Here is a 17424-nt window from a genome sequence, read left to right as displayed (position 1 = left end):
CCGAAGCAAGCCGAGGACCCCACGTGCGCTTTCGTCTGACCCCCAGGGAGACGAGCTTCTACGACATGTTCGCCGCGTCCGCGGACAACATCGTCACGGGCTCGAAACTCCTGATGGAACTGCTCGGGGCGGACGCTTCCGCCCGGGCCGAGATCGCAGAGCGTATGCGGGCAGCGGAACACGCAGGTGACGACGCCACGCACGCGATCTTCCACCAGCTGAACTCCTCGTTCATCACGCCGTTCGACCGCGAGGACATCTACTCCCTCGCCTCGTCCCTCGACGACATCATGGACTTCATGGAGGAGGCCGTCGACCTGGTCGTCCTCTACAACGTCGAGGAACTGCCCAAGGGCGTCGACCAGCAGATCGAGGTGCTGGCGCGCGCGGCCGAACTGACGGCCGAGGCGATGCCGCATCTGCGGACGATGGAGAACCTCACCGAGTACTGGATCGAGGTCAACCGGCTGGAGAACCAGGCCGACCAGATCCACCGCAAGCTGCTCGCGCACCTCTTCAACGGCAAGTACGACGCCATCGAGGTCCTCAAGCTCAAGCAGATCGTGGACGTGCTGGAGGAAGCGGCGGACGCGTTCGAGCACGTGGCGAACACGGTGGAGACCATCGCCGTCAAGGAGTCCTGAGCCCTTCAATGGACACCTTTGCTCTGGTCGTGACCATCGGGGTCGCGCTCTTCTTCACGTACACCAACGGTTTCCACGACTCGGCGAACGCGATCGCCACGTCCGTGTCGACGCGGGCGCTGACGCCGAAGGCCGCGCTGGCCATGGCCGCGGTGATGAACCTCGCCGGTGCGTTCATGGGCTCCGGGGTCGCCAAGACCGTCAGCGAGGGGCTCATCCAGACGCCCGTGGGGTCGAAGGGGATGGGGATCCTCTTCGCCGCGCTGGTGGGTGCGATCACCTGGAACCTGATCACCTGGTACTTCGGGCTGCCGTCGTCCTCCTCGCATGCGCTGTTCGGCGGCATGGTGGGGGCGGCGCTCGCCGGTGGGACGACGGTCTACTGGCACGGGGTGCTGGAGAAGGTCGTCATTCCGATGTTCGTGTCTCCGGTGGTCGGTCTGCTGGCCGGCTATCTCGTGATGACCGCGATCATGTGGATCTTCCGCAAGGCCAATCCGCACAAGGCCAAGCGTGGGTTCCGGATAGCCCAGACCGTCTCGGCGGCCGGGATGGCGCTGGGTCACGGTCTACAGGACGCGCAGAAGACGATGGGCATCGTGGTGATGGCGCTCGTCATCGCGGATGTCGAGGACTACGGCGATCCGATTCCGGTGTGGGTGAAGATCGCCTGTGCGGTGATGCTGTCGCTGGGGACGTATGCCGGTGGGTGGCGGATCATGCGGACGCTGGGGCGGAAGATCATTGAGCTGGATCCGCCGCAGGGGTTCGCGGCGGAGACGACGGGGGCGTCGATCATGTTCGCTACGGCGTTTCTGTTCAAGGCGCCGATTTCGACGACGCATGTCATTACGTCGGCGATCATGGGGGTTGGGGCGACGAAGCGGGTGAATGCCGTGCGGTGGGGTGTCGCCAAGAACATCATTCTGGGGTGGTTCATCACTATGCCGGCTGCGGCGTTGGTGGCTGCGGCTTCGTACGGGGTCGTGAACCTCGCGTTCCTGTAGTGCTGCTCGGCGTTGGGGCCGGGGGCGGGGCTTTTGCGCAGCTCGGCGCGGCGAGGTGCCGCTCTCCGAGGGACGGGGGCCGCCCTTAGCGGCACGAATGCCCGCAGCTGGGGCGGCTACGACTGCCCGCAGCTGGGTGAGTACGCGAACGGGCCCGCCCCTGGGAGTAGGGGCGGGCCCTTTTCGGCCTCGCGGTGGCACCGCCATGCAGCACCGCGAGGGGTCTCGGCGAGGGTGGCTCAGCCGAAGCGGCCGGAGATGTAGTCCTCCGTGGCCTGGACCGACGGGTTGGAGAAGATGCGCTCCGTGTCGTCGATCTCTATGAGCTTGCCGGGCTGGCCGACCGCCGCGAGGTTGAAGAACGCCGTGCGGTCGGAGACCCGCGCCGCCTGCTGCATGTTGTGCGTGACGATGACGATCGTGAAGCGTTCCTTCAGCTCGCCGATCAGGTCCTCGATGGCGAGGGTGGAGATCGGGTCCAGGGCCGAGCAGGGCTCGTCCATGAGCAGGACGTTCGGCTCGACCGCGATCGCCCGCGCGATGCACAGACGCTGCTGCTGACCGCCGGAGAGGCCCGAGCCGGGCTTGTTCAGGCGGTCCTTGACCTCGTTCCAGAGGTTCGCGCCCTTGAGCGACCGCTCGACGATGTCGGAGAGCTCGCTCTTCTTGTAGTTGCCGTTCAGCCGCAGGCCCGCCGCCACGTTGTCGAAGATCGACATCGTGGGGAAGGGGTTCGGCCGCTGGAACACCATGCCGACCTCACGGCGCACGGACACCGGGTCGATGCCCGTGCCGTAGAGGTCCTCGTCGTCGAGGAGCACCTTGCCCTCGACCCGGCCGCCGGACGTCACCTCGTGCATACGGTTCAGCGTGCGCAGGAACGTCGACTTGCCGCATCCGGACGGGCCGATGAACGCCGTCACCGAGCGCGGCTCGACGGTCATCGAGATGTCCTCGATCGCCTTGTGGGAGCCGTAGTAGGCGGTCAGTCCGCTTACGTCGATTCGCTTGGCCATTACTACTTCACTTCCAGACTCAGTCAGTCGCTGTATGGCCGCGTCAGCGACCGGTCTTCGGGGCCTTCCAGCGGGCGATGCCGCGGGCCGCCAGGTTCAGGACCATGATGAACGCGATGAGCGTCAGGGCCGCTGCCCAGGCCCGGTCGTACGCCGCGCCGGAGCCACCGCTGTTGGCGTACTGCAGGTAGATGTACATCGGCAGCGAGGCCTGCGGGTCCTTGAAGGGGTTGGCGTTGATGAAGTTCGTACCCCAGACCAGCAGCAGCACGGGAGCGGTCTCCCCGGTGATGCGCGCGATCGCGAGCATCACGCCGGTGGTGATGCCGCCGAAGGACGTCGGAATGACGACCTTCAGGATGGTGCGCCACTTCGGCACACCCAGTGCGAGCGACGCCTCGCGCAGCTCGTTCGGGACGAGCTTGAGCATCTCCTCCGTGGAGCGGACGACCACCGGGATCATCAGGATGCACAGGGCCAGCGAACCGGCGAAGCCGGAAGGACCCAGGTCGAACATCAGGACGATGCTGAGGATGAACAGACCCGCGACGATCGACGGGATGCCCGTCATGACGTCGACGAAGAAGGTGACGGCCTGAGCGAGCCTGCCGCGCCCGTACTCGACGAGGTAGACCGCGGTCAGCACACCGACCGGCACGGAGATCAGGGTGGCGATGCCCACCTGCTCCAGCGTGCCGAGGATGGCGTGGTAGATACCGCCGCCGGGCTCGCTGTCGGCGACTACACCCATCGAGTGGGTGAGGAAGTACATGTCGAGGACCTTGACACCGCGCTTCACGGTCTCCCAGATGAGGGAGATCAGCGGGATGACGGCAAGGAGGAACGCGACCCACACCATGCTGGTCGCCGTCCGGTCCTTGGCCTGCCGCTTGCCCTCGACGCGCGCGGAGATGGCGTACGACCCCAGGACGAAGAGGACCGCGGCGATCAGGCCCCACTGGATGTCGCTGTGCAGCCCGGCCGCGGTGCTGATGCCGAGGCCGAGGGCGATCGAGCCTGCGGCGACCGCCCAGGCGAACCACTTGGGCAGGGTGGCGCCCTGAAGGGTGCTCGGGTGCTTGGCCGGCTTGTCGGCGAGACGTGCGTTGCTCATGCGTTGGCCCCCGAGTACTCCTTGCGGCGGGCGATGATCAGGCGGGCCGCGCCGTTGACCAGCAGAGTGATGACGAAGAGCACGAGACCGGACGCGATCAGCGCGTCCCGGCCCAGCTCGGTGGCCTCGTTGAACTTGCTGGCGATGTTCTGGGCGAAGGTGCCACCGCCCGGGTTGAGCAGGCTGGTGGTGATGTCGAAGGTCGGCGAGAGCACCATGGCGACGGCCATGGTCTCGCCGAGCGCGCGGCCCAGGCCGAGCATCGAGGCGGAGATGACGCCGGAGCGGCCGAAGGGCAGGACGGCCATGCGGACGACCTCCCAGCGCGTGGCGCCGAGGGCGAGGGCCGCCTCTTCGATCATCTGCGGGGCCTGGCGGAAGACCTCGCGGCTCACGTTGGTGATGATCGGCAGGATCATGATCGCGAGCAGGATGCCGACGGTGAACAGCGAGCGGGCGGCGCCGCCGTTCCACTGGAAGATGCCGGTCCAGCCGAGGTAGTCGTTCATCCAGCCGTAGAGTCCGTCCAGGTGCGGCACGAGGACGAGGGCGCCCCACAGGCCGTAGACGATGGACGGCACCGCGGCGAGCAGGTCGATCACGTACGCGATGGGCCCGCTGAGCTTGCGCGGGGCGTAGTGCGTGATGAACAGGGCGATGCCGACAGCGATCGGCACCGCGATGACCATGGCGATGATCGACGACACGACGGTGCCGAAGGCCAGGACCGCGATACCGAAGGCCGGCGGCATACCGCTGGGGTTCCACTCGAAGGTGGTGAAGAAGTTGGCCTCGTCCTTGCTGATCGCGAGGACGGCGCGATAGGTCAGGAAGGCCGCGATGGCGGCCATGATCACCAGCACGAGGATGCCGGACCCGCGGGAGAGCCCGAGGAAGACCCGGTCTCCGGGGCGGGTGGCGCCGCGCGCGGCGCGCTTCTGCTCGGCCTCGGTGGGCGTCGGTGGTGCGCTGGGCTTCTGCGTTGTTATGTCCATCAGGTTCTCCGGTCTGCGGAGCCGTCCCGTGTGCGGAGGCTCCTGGCGGCGGTGCACCGGACGGTGCGGCCCAACCCCGGTCGGGGCTGGGCCGCACACTCAGGTCAGCTCAGGCCGTTGATGGTCTCGCGGACCTTGGTGATGACCTCGTCGGGCATCGGGGCGTAGTCGGCGTCCTCCAGCAGACCCTGGCCGTCTTCGGATGCCGTGTAGTTGAGGAAGGACTTGACCGTGGGCAGGGTGTCGGCCTTGTTGCCCTTGTCGCAGACGATCTCGTAGGTCACCAGCGTGATCGGGTAGGCGCCCTCGGCCTTGGTCGCGTAGTCGAGCTCAAGGGCGAGGTCCTTGCCGGTGCCGACCTGCTTGGCCGCGGCGATGGCCCTGGTGGCGTTCTCCAGGGTGGCCTCGACCGGCTTGGAGGCGCCCGTGTCGATGCTGACCGTCTGGATGCCGTCCTTGGCGTAGGAGAGCTCGAAGTACGAGATCGCGCCGTTGGTCTGCTTCACCTGCTGTGCCAGGCCGGAGGAGCCCTGTGCGGACTGGCCGCCCTTGGCCTCCCAGGCCTTGCCCGGCTCGTACTTCCAGTCGTTCGGCGCGGCGGCCTTCAGGTACTTGGTGAAGTTGTCCGTGGTACCGGACTCGTCGGAGCGGTGGAAGGCCTGGATCTTGAGGTTGGGCAGCTTGGCGTCGGGGTTGAGCTTCGCGATCGCCGGGTCGTTCCAGTTGGTGATCTTGCTGTCGAAGATCTTGGCGAGGGTCGACGCGTCCAGGACGAGGTTGTCGACGCCCGGGACCTTGTAGCCGACGGCGACCGGACCGCCGACCATCGGCAGGTCGATGGCCTGGCCACCGGAGCAGACCTTCTTGGACTGCTCGACTTCCTCGGGCTTCAGCGCGGAGTCCGAGCCGGCGAAGGCGGTCTGGCCCTGAAGGAACGCGGTGATGCCCGCGCCCGAGCCGGTCGGGTTGTAGTTGACCTGCACGCTCTTGCAGGCCGCGGTGTACTGCTTGACCCAGGCGTCGATCGCGTTCTTCTGGGCGCTGGAGCCCGACGCCTGAAGCTGGCCCTTGGCGTCGTCGCACTTGATGTTGCCCGGCGAGGCGTTGGCCGAGGAGTCGCCGCCGCTGGTGCCGCCGGTGTCGTCGGAGCCGCACGCCGTGAGGGCCAGGGCGCCGGAGACGGCGAGAGCACCGAGAGCGAGGGCCCGCCGGTTCATGCGCTGAAGCTTCACTTGAGTTCCTTCCAGGAGCCGCCGTCCTGATCGGCGGCGTGCGAAGACTGGGTGTCGCGGGACGAGGCCGCGCACGACAGGCGCGGCTCGCATCTGGTACGGCCGAAATTAGGCAGATCAGGTGAAGCCGCCGATGGCCACAAATGAACGAGGGGTGAACCCCTGCCTAAGGTGTGGTTAGGTAACGGAATGCTTACGGGGAGAGCACGCGGGGGTTCCTCTTTCCGGACCTGAGGGGCTCAGTCCGGTTTTCTGGCCGGTTGTGGCCGGTTCAGTACGGCGAGCAGCGCGTCGACCAAGGGGCGGTCGTGGGGCTGGGTGAGGCGGGCGCGGGCGGCGACAGGTGTCAGCCACAGCACCCGGTCCACCTCGTCCGTCGGGGAGAACGCGCAGGACATCGCCTCGGCCGCCCAGTAGCGGACCTGTTTGGGGCGGCCGTTCGCAAGATAGCGCTGGGTGGGCAGCTCGGCGCCGGGCTCGGCCCGGCAGCCCGTCTCCTCCGCCACCTCGCGCAGGACGCCGGCGAGCGGCTCCTCGCCGCGCTTCAGTTTGCCCTTCGGCCAGGACCAGTCGTCGTATTTCGGCCGGTGCACCAGGCAGACCTCCAGCCCGCCGGTGACGGGGGAGCGGCGCCACAGGACGCAGCCGGCCGCCTGAACGGTGGTGTCCTCGGGGGAGCCGGAGCTCACCGGGTACTCACCGCCTCCTTCTGCCAGGCCTGCTGGAACGCGAAGCGTGCCGCCTCCACCTCGTGCCGCTGGTCGGCGTGGAGCACGCCGAGGGCGTACGCCGTGGCCGGGGCGATACGGGGGGTACGGGCCGCCTGGGCCGCCGCTGCCGCCGCCTCCGAGGCGTCGCGGTGGCGGTTCAGGGCCTGGCCCGCGGAGAGCAGGCGCAGGTCGACGACCGAAGTGCCGTTGGGTTCGCCGCGGATCGCTTCGCGGGCGTAGCGGTGCAGGCGCAGGAGCAGGCGGACCTGGTGCCAGGGGGCGTCCTGCGGGTGCGGGACCGTGTCCGGGGACAGGCCGTGGATGAGTGCGGCGGCGTTGTACGGGTGGCCTGCGGTGACGAGGGGGAGGGCGGCTACGGCGTCGGTGAGGCGGTCCTTCGCGGCGGTGGCCAGGGGGCGGAGGTCTGTGGTGGCCGCGGAGCGGGTGAGGGGGACCTCGCTGGCGAGGACGGCGACCTTGTCCGCGATGGCGTGGAAGCGGCTGGAGCCGAGGGCTTGCAGGGCGGTGGAGTGGGCTCGGGTGCGGGCGAGGGTGAGCTGGCGGTCGAGCAGGGCGCCGGCTTTTGCTGCTCCCACTGTCAGGTTGCTGCGTTCCGGTGCTGAGGTCGGGGGGGTGCGCAGCCCGGCGTCGCGGGGTGCCGCTGCGCCCACCCGTGCCGCCCCAGCGGTACGACTGCCAGCAGGCACGTCGGCTCGGCTGCCCGTAGCCACGTCGGTACGGCTGCCCGTAGCCACGTCGGCACCCGACAGACGGTGCAGTGCCGTCAGGAGGCGTTCCAGGCGGGCCGTGTACGCGTGTTCCATGGCCAGGGTGCCCGAGACCCAGGCCAGTTCGGGGCGCATGCCCTCGCACCAGTCCGTGTCCAGGAGGGGCTGGAACGTGTGCAGGCTGGCGCTGATGCGGCGGGCCGAGCGGCGGAGCGCGCGGGCCGCGTCGACGGACCCCTCCGAGCCGTTCGCCCCGGAACCGGTCTCCCGGTGCAGGCGCAGCGCGCGGAGGAACTCCGTGGCCTGGGCCCGCAGGTAGCCCGCGAGGGTGTCCCCGGTGGGGGCGGGCCCGGCCACGGGGTCCGTCGGGTCAAGGTGTCGCTGTGCCACGCCGGCGCCTCCGGGCGTCTATGAGCATCTCCTGGACGTTGCGCAGGGGCTGGCCGTCCACGTCGGTCGCATGCCGGGTCCAGTCGCCGTCCGGGCCGAGGTGCCAGGAGGCGGTGGTGTCGGACACGCCGGTCTCCAGCAGCCGGTTCAGGGCTGCCCGGTGGGCCGGGTCGGTGACGCGGACCAGGGCCTCTATCCGGCGGTCGAGGTTGCGGTGCATCATGTCGGCGCTGCCGATCCACACCTCGGGCTCGCCGCCGTTGCCGAAGGCGAACACCCGCGAGTGCTCCAGGAAGCGGCCGAGGATGGAGCGGACCCGGATGTTCTCCGACAGGCCCGCCACGCCCGGGCGCAGCGCGCAGATGCCACGCACCCACACGTCCACCGGCACGCCCGCCTGGGCCGCGCGGTAGCAGGCGTCGATGACGGCCTCGTCGACCATCGAGTTGACCTTGATACGGACGTATGCGGGCCGTCCGGCGCGGTGGTGCTGGATCTCCTTGGTGATCCGCGAGACCAGGCCGTCGCGCAGCGACTTGGGGGCGACGAGCAGACGGCGGTAGGTCTCGCGGCGGGAGTAGCCGGAGAGGCGGTTGAAGAGGTCCGAGAGGTCCGCGCCGACCTGCGGGTCGGCCGTGAGCAGGCCGAGGTCCTCGTAGAGGCGGGCCGTCTTCGGGTGGTAGTTGCCGGTGCCGACGTGGCTGTAGCGGCGGAGCGTCTCGCCCTCCTGGCGGACCACCAGCGACAGCTTGCAGTGGGTCTTCAGGCCGACCAGGCCGTAGACCACGTGGCAGCCGGCCTCCTCCAGCTTGCGCGCCCACTTGATGTTGGCGTGCTCGTCGAAGCGGGCCTTGATCTCGACCAGGACCAGGACCTGCTTGCCGGACTCGGCGGCCTCGATGAGCGCGTCGACTATCGGGGAGTCGCCCGAGGTCCGGTACAGGGTCTGCTTGATCGCGAGGACGTCCGGGTCGCCGGCCGCCTGCTCCAGGAAAGCCTGGACGGAGGTGGAGAACGAGTCGTACGGGTGGTGCAGCAGGACGTCCCGCTCGCGCAGGGCGGCGAAGATGTCCGGCGCGGACGCCGACTCGACCTCGGCGAGGTCGCGGTGGGTGCCGGCGACGAACTTGCGGTACTTCAGCTCCGGCCGGTCGAGGGAGGCGATCCGGAACAGGCCCGTGAGGTCCAGGGGGCCCGGCAGCGGGTACACCTCGGCCTCGCTGATCTTCAGCTCGCGCACCAGCAGGTCCAGGACCTCGCGGTCGATGGACTCCTCGACCTCCAGGCGCACCGGCGGTCCGAAGCGGCGCCGCATGAGCTCCTTCTCCAGGGCCTGGAGCAGGTTCTCGGCGTCGTCCTCCTCGACCTCCAGGTCCTCGTTGCGGGTGAGGCGGAAGGCGTGGTGCTCCAGCACCTCCATGCCCGGGAAGAGCTCTTCCAGGTGGGCGGCGATGACGTCCTCGATGGGGACGTAGCGGCCCGGGGAGCTCTCCAGGAACCGGGACAGCAGCGGCGGCACCTTGACGCGGGCGAAGTGCTTGTGGCCCGTGACCGGGTTCCGTACGACGACGGCCAGGTTCAGGGACAGGCCGGAGATGTACGGGAAGGGGTGGGCCGGGTCGACCGCCAGCGGGGTCAGCACGGGGAAGATCTGGTGCCGGAACAGGGTGAACAGGCGGGCCTGCTCCTTCTCCTGGAGTTCGTTCCAGCGGACCAGGTGGATGCCCTCCTCCGCGAGTGCGGGGGCGACGTCCTCGTGGTAGCAGGCCGCGTGCCGGGCCATGAGCTCGCGGGAGCGGGCCCAGATCATCTCCAGCACCTCGCGAGGCTGGAGGCCGGAGGCGGAGCGGGTGGCCACGCCGGTGGCGATGCGGCGCTTCAGACCGGCGACCCGGACCATGAAGAACTCGTCCAGGTTGCTGGCGAAGATCGCGAGGAAGTTGGCCCGCTCCAGCAGCGGCGTGTTCGGGTCCTCGGCGAGTTCGAGAACGCGTTCGTTGAACGCGAGCCAGCTGCGCTCCCGATCGAGGAAACGACCCTGCGGCAGCTGGGGGCCGTCGTACGGCGACTCCTCGTACGCGTCGAGGTCGGCGTCGATGTCGGGTTCGAGGTCGGAGACGGCCGCCGCGATGGTGTGCGGGCGGTGGGCTGCTATGGAGCCCACGGAGGGCTGCGCGTGCTGGACCTGTGCCTGGGCGTTCGGCTGGCTCATGGACCCATTCTTCCGCGCCGCGAGCATCACGGGCGCGTCGGAAAGCGCGGGGGGAGCGGGGGCGTCACATGAGTGGTCCCGTTCCTCCCAGGCCCCTCTCGGGGCGGTGAAGGCTCTGGCACGGCGGGAGTCATTGGCCGAGCGTCGCAAGCTCGTCTGAATCGATGGTTACGGAGACATGACGTGTGGGATAGCGCAGGGCGGCTCGCGGGGGTGCGTTCGGTGCCGGGCGGAAAACCCGGCGTGCTTTCGTGAACCGGTCGCACGGGGTCGTCCGATGAGGAGACGTGAGCGAAACGAGAAGCGACGGGGAGCTGCTGCGGGCCGTCGCCGCGGACGCCGACCGGCGGGCCTTCGAGGAGCTGTACCGGCGGTACGCGCCGTGGCTTCGTGCCCGGCTGCGGGGCCGGTGCGCCGACCTGGGGGTCGTCGACGACGTCGTACAGGAGACGTTCCTCGCGGTGTGGCGGGGCAAGGCCCGCTACCGGGAGGAGGGCGATGTGGCCGGGTGGCTGTGGCGCATCGGGTCGCGGCGGCTGGTGGACGCGCTGCGGGGGGACGGGGCGCGCGGGCGGCTGCGGCAGGCGCTGGCGCGGCTGCGGCACCGGGACGAGGCGTCGGCGGAGGAACGCGTGCTCGCGGGGGTGGAGCACGGGGACCTCGCCGGCGCGCTGGTCCGGCTGTCGCCGGAGCTGCGGGCGGTGTTGCAGGCGACCGTCATCGACGGGCTGTCGACCCGGGAGGCCGCCGTGCTGCTCGGGATTCCTCCGGGAACGGTCAAGACGCGGGCGATGCGGGCCCGGAAGCAGCTGCGGGAGGCGTTGGCATGAGCTGGCATGTGCCTGACGAGGATCTGCGCGCCTACGCGCGCGGCGAGCTGGCGGCGCCGGCTCTGTGGTCCGCCGACGCGCACCTGGGCGCCTGTGCCCGGTGCCGGGGCGTGCTCGCCGAGGTGAGCGACCCGGTCGCGCTCGACGCGGGGTGGGAGCGGCTCGACGCCGAGCTCGACGCGCCCCGGGCGGGGGTGCTGGAGTCCTTGCTGGTCCGGGTCGGGGTGGCCGGGCACACCGCGCGGCTGCTGGCGGCGGCGCCGGTGCTGCGGCGGTCCTGGCTGGGGGCCGTGCTCGTCGTGTTGCTGCTGAGCGTCGGGGCCGGGCGTGCCCCGCACAGCGGGGAGTTCCCCACGCTGTTCCTCGCTCTCGCGCCGCTGCTGCCGCTGGCGGGGGTGGCGCTGTCGTACGGGCCGACGCTGGACCCGACGTACGAGATGGCCGTCGTCGCGCCGATGCACGGGTTCCGGCTGCTGATGATCCGGACGGTGGCCGTGCTGGGCGTGGTGCTCGGGCTGAACGGGCTCGCGACGCTCGCGCTGCCCGAGTACGGGCTGCGTGCGCTGGCCTGGCTGCTGCCCGCGCTGGCGCTCACCGCGACCGGGCTGGCGCTGACGCCCCGGCTGGGGCCGGTGCTCGCGCCGTCGCTGGTCGGCGGGGCGTGGGTCGGGCTGCTGGTGCTGGCCCAAGCCCTGCGGGCAGACCCGGAGGTGCCGCTCGCACCGTTCACCGTCGCCGGGCAGGGCGTGGCGGCGCTGGTCGCCGCGCTCGCCGCCGGGCTGCTCTTTACCTTCCGTGACCGCTTCGATCTCTTCCAGGGACGTGCCGTATGACTGCGACCGTGTCCGCCTCCGGGCTCAGCCTCCACTACGGCGGCACCCGCGCCCTCGACGACGTGTCGCTGCGGCTGACCGGCGGCGTCACCGGGCTGCTCGGGCCCAACGGCGCCGGCAAGACCACGCTGCTGCGGGTCCTCGCCACGGCCCTGCCCGCCGACCGGGGCGCCTTCACCGTGCTCGGGCACGACCCGGGCACCGCACGGGGCAGGCAGGAGGTACGGCGCCGGCTGGGCTATCTGCCGCAGACGCCGGGGTTCCACCCGGACTTCACCGCCTTCGAGTTCGTCGACTACGTGGCGATCCTCAAGGAGATGACCGACCGGGCCGCCCGGCATCGCGAGGTGCGGCGGGTGCTCGACGAGGTGGGGCTGGCCGACGTGCGGGGCAAGCGGATCCGCAAGCTGTCCGGCGGCATGCGGCAGCGCGTCGCCCTGGGGGCCGCCCTGGTCGGGGACCCCGGCTTCCTGGTGCTGGACGAGCCCACCGTCGGGCTGGATCCCGAACAGCGCATGCGGTTCCGGGAGCTGATCGCGGGGGCGGGGGAGGGGCGCACGGTGCTGCTGTCCACCCACCAGACGGAGGACGTGGCGATGCTCTGTCACCGGGTGCTGGTCATGGCCGGCGGCCGGGTCCGGTTCGAGGGCACTCCCGCCGAGCTGACGGCGCGGGCCGCGGGGCGGGTGTGGAGCAGCGCGGAGCGCGATCCGGGCGCCAAGGCGGGGTGGCGTACGGGGACCGGGGCCTTCCGGAACGTGGGGGATCCGCCGGACGGAGCCGAACTCCTGGAGCCCACCCTGGAGGACGGTTACCTGCTCACCCTCGACGGTGACGCCGTGGAGGTGGCGGCATGACCGCGGTGATGGAGAAGCCGGCCGAGCCCGGCCTGCGGGCCGAGCCGGGCGGGGCCCGGGCCGCCGTGTTCGCCCTGGCCCTGTTCGAGACGCGCCGGCTGCTGACGAGGCTGCCGGTGGTCATCGCCTTCCTCGTGTACCTCGGCTGGACCGTGTGGCGCGGCGGGAAGGACTGGGACGGCTACCCGGCCCTCCAGGACGCCGACCGCGCCACCCAGAGCGCGCCGGTACTGGTCGGCCTCGCGGTCCTGCTGTCCGTCAACCGCGCCGCGCTGCGCTCGCGACGGCACGGGACGGAGCAGCACTTCTCGGTGCTGGTCCTCCCGCCGTGGCGCCGTACGGTCGCCCATGCGCTGTCGGTCGTGGCGGCGGCCCTGCTCACCGCCGTGTGCGTGGCCGCGCAGTTCGGCCGGGAGGCGCTCAGGGCCGGGGCGATCGGGCACGGTTCGGTGGCCGAACTGCTCGTGGGGCCGCTGACCGTGTTGCTGTCCGGGCTGGTCGGGCTGCTCATGGCCGGGCTGGTGAGGTCGGCGATCGCCGCCCCGCTGACGGTCGTGTTCTTCCTGTTCTCGTTCCTCTTCTTCACGGGCGGCATGAGCGACGGCGGGACCCGGTGGTTCCTGCCGGTGGTCGTCGAGCCGACCGCCGGCACGCTGCCGTCCGACCTGCTGGGCCGGCCCGCCGCCTGGCACGCGCTGTATCTGTCCGGGCTGGCGCTGTGCGCGGGCCTGGTGGCGGTGCTGGTCGCCGGTGGCCGTAAGCCGGTGGTGATGGCCGGGGTCGCCGGGGCGGTGGCCATGACGCTGGTGGGCGGGGTCGCCCAGACGGGCGGCGACTCGCCCGAGCTGGTCCGGGCCCGGGAGCGGGCCACGGTGAACCCGGACCAGGTGCAGTCCTGTGTCCGGCGGGACGGGTCGACGTACTGCGCGTTCCCCGAGTGGGGACCGCGGGTCGCGGACTGGGCCGGGGTCGTGGACCGGGTGCGGTCCCTGGCCGGTGGCAGCGCCCATGAGCAGAAGGTCGTCGTACGGCAGCGGATCGAGGCCCGTTACGGGCTCTCCGGCGATGCCACGCTGAGTCCCCTGGAGCGTCCGCACGAGGTGACCGTGCGCACCCGGTGGGGCGGAAACCGCGTCCCCGAGTTCTCGGCGGCCGTGGCCGGCGTGCTGGTCGCGGGGAACGAGAAGGCGTCGACCTCGATGTGCGACGGCCGCATCGTCACCGTCATGTGGCTGGCCCTGGGCTGGGAATCCGACCCGGTGGCAGCCCTGCGCCGCGTCCGCCTCAACGACACGGTGACCGGCTCGGACTACGTGCTCCAGCCGACGGACGGGCTGTACATGACGGCCGCCCAGACGGAGGTCCTGCGCGAGCTGCTCGACCGGCCCCGAGGCGAGGTCACCGCGCGGGTGAAGTCCCACTGGGCCGAACTGACCGCGCCGAAGGTGACGGCGGCCCGGGCGGCGCAGCTGCTGGGCGTGCGCGCGCCCGAGGGGGAGGACAAGTGCCTCGCCTGACACGGGAGTTGATCCTCCCCCTCTGCCGGACCCTGCCCCTGGGCGTGGTCGCCACGGCCGGCGGGGCGGGACTGCTGCTCGCCGCGCTCACCCGGATCACCGGTGAGACGGGCGAACGGCTCTCCCTGCACCTGCTGCGGGGCGCGGTCCTGGCCTTCGCGACGGGCCTGGCGTTCCTCCTGGACGACCCGTCCCGGCACACCACGGCCACCGTGCCGACCCCGCGCCCGGTCCGCATCGCGCTGCGGGTGGCCCTCGTCGTCCCGGTCGTGGCGGCCTGGTGGACCGCGGCACTGCTGCTCGTCCCGCCGGACCTACGGCCCCCGGTCGCCGACATGACGCTGGAGGCCGGGGCGGCCTTCGTCCTGGCGCTGGCCGGCGCGGCGCTCGCGGTGCGCTTCACCGACGTCACGCGCCCCGGCCCACGGGTCGCGGCCGGTCTGCTGACCTCGGCGGTACTGGTCATGCTGTTCTGGCCCGGGCGGTGGGCCCTGTTCGTGCCGGTGGTGGACGACCGGTGGGCGGCGGCGCACGACCGGTGGGCGGTGGTGCTGGCCGGGGCCGTGCTCGGGGGCGCGGTGGGTGTGGTGGAGCCGTTGCGGCGGTGGTCGTGGCCGGTGGTGCGGGGCCGGTGACAGACCTCTGTGGGTGACAGGTCCGGCGCGCTGGTGCTGAGGGCGTGTGGGTGCGCGCCGTCGAGCATGGAGTATTCCGTATGGTTGTGCAGATGGACGGAGGAACTCGGCATTCTCCGCATGAAACTGGGTGTGAACTCGTTCGATCAAACAACCAGTGGGCTTGGAAGACAACTAGCAGTTGTGAGGCTAGGGTGTCGCCGTGGACCTCAAAGCCGTACGGGCCTTCGTGGCGATCGCCGATGCCGGGCAGTTCCAGAAGGCCGCCGTGGACCTGTCGCTCACCCAGCAGGCGGTCTCCAAGCGGATCGCCGCGCTGGAGAAGGACCTGGGGGTGCGGCTGCTGGTGCGTACGCCGCGTGGAGCGGTGCTCACCATCGACGGGCAGGTGCTCCTGCCGCACGCCCGGGCCCTGCTCCGGGCGGAGGAGCGGGCGGTGGCAGCCGTGCGCCCCGGGGAACGCGCGCTGCGGGTGGACGTCGTGGGGCGCCGGGTCGCCACGGCCGGACTGGTACGGGACTTCCACCGGGCCCATCCGGAGATCGCCCTGGACGTCGTCACGCTCTTCGACGCGGACACGGCGGTGGCCGCCGTGCGGGACGGGGCCGTCGACGCCACGTTCCGTGCCGTCACCATGCCCGGGCACCGGCTCCCCGACGGCGTCGAGGCCGTCCCCGTCCTGGACGAACCGCTCCGCCTGTGCGTCGGCCCCGACCACGAGTTCGCCCGCGCCGCCTCGGTGACACCCGCGCAACTGGCCGGACACCGGATCTGGATGCCGGGCAACGCACCCGGCACGGAGTGGTCGGCCTACTACGACGAACTCGCCGAGACCTTCGGCCCGGCCATCGACACCATCGGCCCCAACTTCGGCGTCGAGGCCCTCCTCGACACCATCGCCGGTTCCTCGACCCTGGCGACCTTCCTCAGCGAACGAACCCCGCTGGTCTGGCCGGCCGACCACGACCTGCGCCTGGTGCCCGTGTGCGACCCGACCCCGGTCTATCCGCACTCCCTCCTGTGGCGCACGGACAATCCGCATCCGGGCCTGGCGGCCCTGCGCGACCACCTGCTGGCGACGCGCCCCCGGCTGACGGAGGGGGAGGTGTGGAAACCGTCGTGGGCGAAGCCTGCGGCGTGAGCGACAGTCCCCGGGTACGCCGCGTGGCGCGCAGGAGGGCCAGGGCCTCGGCGCTGGGGCCGCCCGGCTCGGCGTGGTGGATGACGAGCTGCCGGCCGGACGCGTCCCGTACGTCGAACGCCTGGTAGGCGAGGGTGAGGGCGCCGACGTCCAGGGGCGGAGGTGCTTGGCGTCCTGGGTCTTGCCGCGCACGGTGCGGGCGTTCCACAGACGGGTGAACTCCGGGCTGTGCTCGGTGAGGGTGCGGACCAGCGCCCGCAGCCGGGGGTCGTCCGGGGCGAAGCCCGCCGCGTGGCGCAGGTCGGCGACGGTGGCCTGGGCCGCTGCGACGAGTCCTCGTTCGTCACCGGCGCAAAGTTCGTCGTCGACGGCGGACTCACCGCGCACTGACCCGCGCCTCACCCCGCACTGATCCGCCGCCTCACCGCAACTGGTCCGCCGCCTCAGGGCCCTGGTGGTCCGCGGCCTCACCGGCCCCCGGCGTCGTCCAGCGCCCTCACGTCTCCGTCCGGTACATCAGATCCACCTCGTGCGTGACGAACCCCAGCCGCTCGTACACCGACACCGCCGCCTTGTTGTCGGCGTCGACGTACAGCATCGCGGTCGGCAAGCCCTGCTCCGCCAGGTGCCGCAGGCCGATCGTCGTGAGGGACTTGCCGAGGCCGCCGCCCTGGGCGCCGGGAGCGACGCCGAGGACGTACACCTCGCCCAGGCCCTCCTCGGCGTGGACCTTGGTCCAGTGGAAGCCGATGAGCTCGTCGCCGCGGAAGGCGAGGAAGAACCCCGCGGGATCGAACCACGGTTCGGCCTTGCGGTCGTCGAGGTCCCGCTGCGTGAGGGAGCCCTGCTCGGGGTGGTGGGCGAAGGCGGCGGCGTTCACGGCGAGCCAGGCCGCGTCGTCCTGGCCGGGGACGAAGGCGCGGACGGTGACGCCCTCGGGGAGGACCGGCTCGGGTGCGTCGAAGTCGGTCAAGGGACGGCGCATCTGGCGCAGTTCGCGGAACAGCGTCAGGCCGAGGACCTGCGCGAGATGCCGGGCGGCGGAGTGGCCGCCGTGCGCCCACACCCGCAGCCGCTTGCCGGACGCGGCCAGCAGCGCGGAGCCCAGCGCCCGCCCGTGGCCCTGGCCCCGGTACCCGGGGTGCACGACCAGCTCGGCGGCCGGCGGTTCCACCGGGTCGGTGTCCTCCAGTTGGGCGTACCCGACGAATTCGCCGTCGAGGGTGAGCAGCAGATGGGTGACGCCCTCGCGTTCGCCCCCGCGCAACTGCAACCGGCCCTGTTCGGAGACCGCCTGCTGCCCGTCGGTGCGGGCGGCCTCGGCGAGCAGCGCGAGGACGGCCTCGGTCTGCTCCGCGGAGAGCGCGGCATATGTGTCGATCGAGCGGTTGCGGCCGGGCCGTGCGGTGTCGTCGCTGGTCATGCGTACGAGAGTACGGGGGTCCACCGGGAAATCGGCGGCAAGAAGCAATCAGGATGTAACCACGAAAACTCTGTCGCGCTACGCGCGTTGACTCTAGGCTGCGCCGGACGACATCACTGTCCCAGCAGACCCACAGGGGG

At 71.1% G+C, this 17424-nt stretch carries 16 protein-coding genes and 1 pseudogene; 8 read left to right on the top strand and 9 right to left on the bottom strand.

From position 1 onward, the window contains the following. The first annotated feature begins 23 nt into the window (after positions 1–23). Entirely contained in the window at positions 24–644 is a 621-nt protein-coding gene (locus V8690_RS19585; protein ID WP_010036288.1) for a DUF47 family protein, read from the top strand. An 8-nt stretch (positions 645–652) separates the two neighbouring features. Then, a complete protein-coding gene (locus tag V8690_RS19580; protein ID WP_338780636.1) occupies positions 653–1651 on the top strand; it encodes an inorganic phosphate transporter in 999 nt (332 codons plus the stop codon). Between the two features lie 239 nt (positions 1652–1890). On the opposite strand, the gene pstB is transcribed toward V8690_RS19580, so the two are convergent. From pstB to V8690_RS19545, 7 genes are all read right to left on the bottom strand, one after another. Beyond that, the gene (gene pstB, locus V8690_RS19575) at positions 1891–2667 is read right to left on the bottom strand and encodes a phosphate ABC transporter ATP-binding protein PstB (protein WP_020269923.1); all 777 of its coding nucleotides are present in this window, start codon (positions 2665–2667) and stop codon (positions 1891–1893) included. Between the two features lie 43 nt (positions 2668–2710). Then, the gene (gene pstA / locus V8690_RS19570; RefSeq protein ID WP_338780631.1) at positions 2711–3781 is read right to left on the bottom strand and encodes a phosphate ABC transporter permease PstA; all 1071 of its coding nucleotides are present in this window, start codon (positions 3779–3781) and stop codon (positions 2711–2713) included. Beyond that, positions 3778–4776: a phosphate ABC transporter permease subunit PstC gene (gene pstC / locus V8690_RS19565; protein ID WP_338780629.1), complete on the bottom strand. Its 999-nt coding sequence runs from the start codon at positions 4774–4776 to the stop codon at positions 3778–3780. Before pstC ends, pstA begins: the two co-directional genes overlap by 4 nt. A 104-nt stretch (positions 4777–4880) precedes the next feature. Continuing rightward, on the bottom strand, positions 4881–6008 hold the full coding sequence (gene pstS, locus V8690_RS19560) for a phosphate ABC transporter substrate-binding protein PstS (RefSeq protein WP_338780627.1): 1128 nt from the start codon (positions 6006–6008) through the stop codon (positions 4881–4883). A gap of 239 nt (positions 6009–6247) precedes the next feature. Then, entirely contained in the window at positions 6248–6697 is a 450-nt protein-coding gene (locus tag V8690_RS19555; protein ID WP_338780625.1) for an NUDIX hydrolase, read from the bottom strand. After that, entirely contained in the window at positions 6694–7836 is a 1143-nt protein-coding gene (locus tag V8690_RS19550; RefSeq protein WP_338780623.1) for a CHAD domain-containing protein, read from the bottom strand. Before V8690_RS19550 ends, V8690_RS19555 begins: the two co-directional genes overlap by 4 nt. Continuing rightward, positions 7817–10048 (bottom strand): RNA degradosome polyphosphate kinase, encoded by a 2232-nt coding sequence (locus V8690_RS19545; protein ID WP_338780621.1) that lies wholly within the window; start codon positions 10046–10048, stop codon positions 7817–7819. The genes V8690_RS19550 and V8690_RS19545 overlap by 20 nt, the downstream gene beginning before the upstream one ends. A 287-nt stretch (positions 10049–10335) precedes the next feature. On the opposite strand from V8690_RS19545, the gene V8690_RS19540 reads away from it, so the two are divergent. From V8690_RS19540 to V8690_RS19515, 6 genes are all read left to right on the top strand, one after another. After that, positions 10336–10878 carry an RNA polymerase sigma factor gene (locus V8690_RS19540; protein WP_338780619.1) on the top strand — a complete coding sequence of 181 codons (543 nt, stop codon included), beginning with the start codon at positions 10336–10338 and terminating at the stop codon, positions 10876–10878. Further along, a complete protein-coding gene (locus V8690_RS19535) occupies positions 10875–11711 on the top strand; it encodes a zf-HC2 domain-containing protein (RefSeq protein ID WP_338780617.1) in 837 nt (278 codons plus the stop codon). Before V8690_RS19540 ends, V8690_RS19535 begins: the two co-directional genes overlap by 4 nt. Continuing rightward, positions 11708–12568, top strand: a complete 861-nt coding sequence (locus tag V8690_RS19530; protein WP_338780615.1) for an ABC transporter ATP-binding protein — start codon at positions 11708–11710, stop codon at positions 12566–12568. The genes V8690_RS19535 and V8690_RS19530 overlap by 4 nt, the downstream gene beginning before the upstream one ends. Continuing rightward, entirely contained in the window at positions 12565–14085 is a 1521-nt protein-coding gene (locus tag V8690_RS19525) for an ABC transporter permease (protein ID WP_338780612.1), read from the top strand. The genes V8690_RS19530 and V8690_RS19525 overlap by 4 nt, the downstream gene beginning before the upstream one ends. Beyond that, a complete protein-coding gene (locus V8690_RS19520; protein ID WP_338780610.1) occupies positions 14073–14720 on the top strand; it encodes an ABC transporter in 648 nt (215 codons plus the stop codon). Before V8690_RS19525 ends, V8690_RS19520 begins: the two co-directional genes overlap by 13 nt. 202 nt (positions 14721–14922) lie before the next feature. Further along, complete coding sequence (locus tag V8690_RS19515) at positions 14923–15861, top strand: LysR family transcriptional regulator (protein WP_338780608.1); 939 nt, start codon at positions 14923–14925, stop codon at positions 15859–15861. Between the two features lie 31 nt (positions 15862–15892). Here the strand turns inward: V8690_RS19515 and V8690_RS19510 are convergent. Both V8690_RS19510 and mshD read right to left on the bottom strand, forming a co-directional pair. Then, positions 15893–16185: pseudogene (locus tag V8690_RS19510) on the bottom strand (transcriptional regulator); the annotation flags it as partial. Between the two features lie 172 nt (positions 16186–16357). Beyond that, positions 16358–17284, bottom strand: a complete 927-nt coding sequence (gene mshD / locus V8690_RS19505) for a mycothiol synthase (RefSeq protein WP_338780606.1) — start codon at positions 17282–17284, stop codon at positions 16358–16360. Between the last annotated feature and the right edge of the window lie 140 nt (positions 17285–17424).

It is taken from the genome of Streptomyces sp. DG1A-41 (genome assembly GCF_037055355.1).
Taxonomy (GTDB): Bacteria; Actinomycetota; Actinomycetes; order Streptomycetales; family Streptomycetaceae; genus Streptomyces.
This window is presented reverse-complemented; position numbering and strand designations above follow the sequence as displayed.

Excerpts from the sequence above, each read along its gene's own strand:
- V8690_RS19580 (WP_338780636.1), top strand. The coding sequence starts at position 653 with ATGGACACCTTTGCTCTGGTCGTGACCATCGGGGTCGCGCTCTTCTTC.
- pstB (WP_020269923.1), bottom strand. The coding sequence starts at position 2,667 with ATGGCCAAGCGAATCGACGTAAGCGGACTGACCGCCTACTACGGCTCC.
- pstA (WP_338780631.1), bottom strand. The coding sequence starts at position 3,781 with ATGAGCAACGCACGTCTCGCCGACAAGCCGGCCAAGCACCCGAGCACC.
- pstC (WP_338780629.1), bottom strand. The coding sequence starts at position 4,776 with ATGGACATAACAACGCAGAAGCCCAGCGCACCACCGACGCCCACCGAG.
- V8690_RS19545 (WP_338780621.1), bottom strand. The coding sequence starts at position 10,048 with ATGAGCCAGCCGAACGCCCAGGCACAGGTCCAGCACGCGCAGCCCTCC.
- V8690_RS19535 (WP_338780617.1), top strand. The coding sequence starts at position 10,875 with ATGAGCTGGCATGTGCCTGACGAGGATCTGCGCGCCTACGCGCGCGGC.
- V8690_RS19530 (WP_338780615.1), top strand. The coding sequence starts at position 11,708 with ATGACTGCGACCGTGTCCGCCTCCGGGCTCAGCCTCCACTACGGCGGC.
- V8690_RS19525 (WP_338780612.1), top strand. The coding sequence starts at position 12,565 with ATGACCGCGGTGATGGAGAAGCCGGCCGAGCCCGGCCTGCGGGCCGAG.
- mshD (WP_338780606.1), bottom strand. The coding sequence starts at position 17,284 with ATGACCAGCGACGACACCGCACGGCCCGGCCGCAACCGCTCGATCGAC.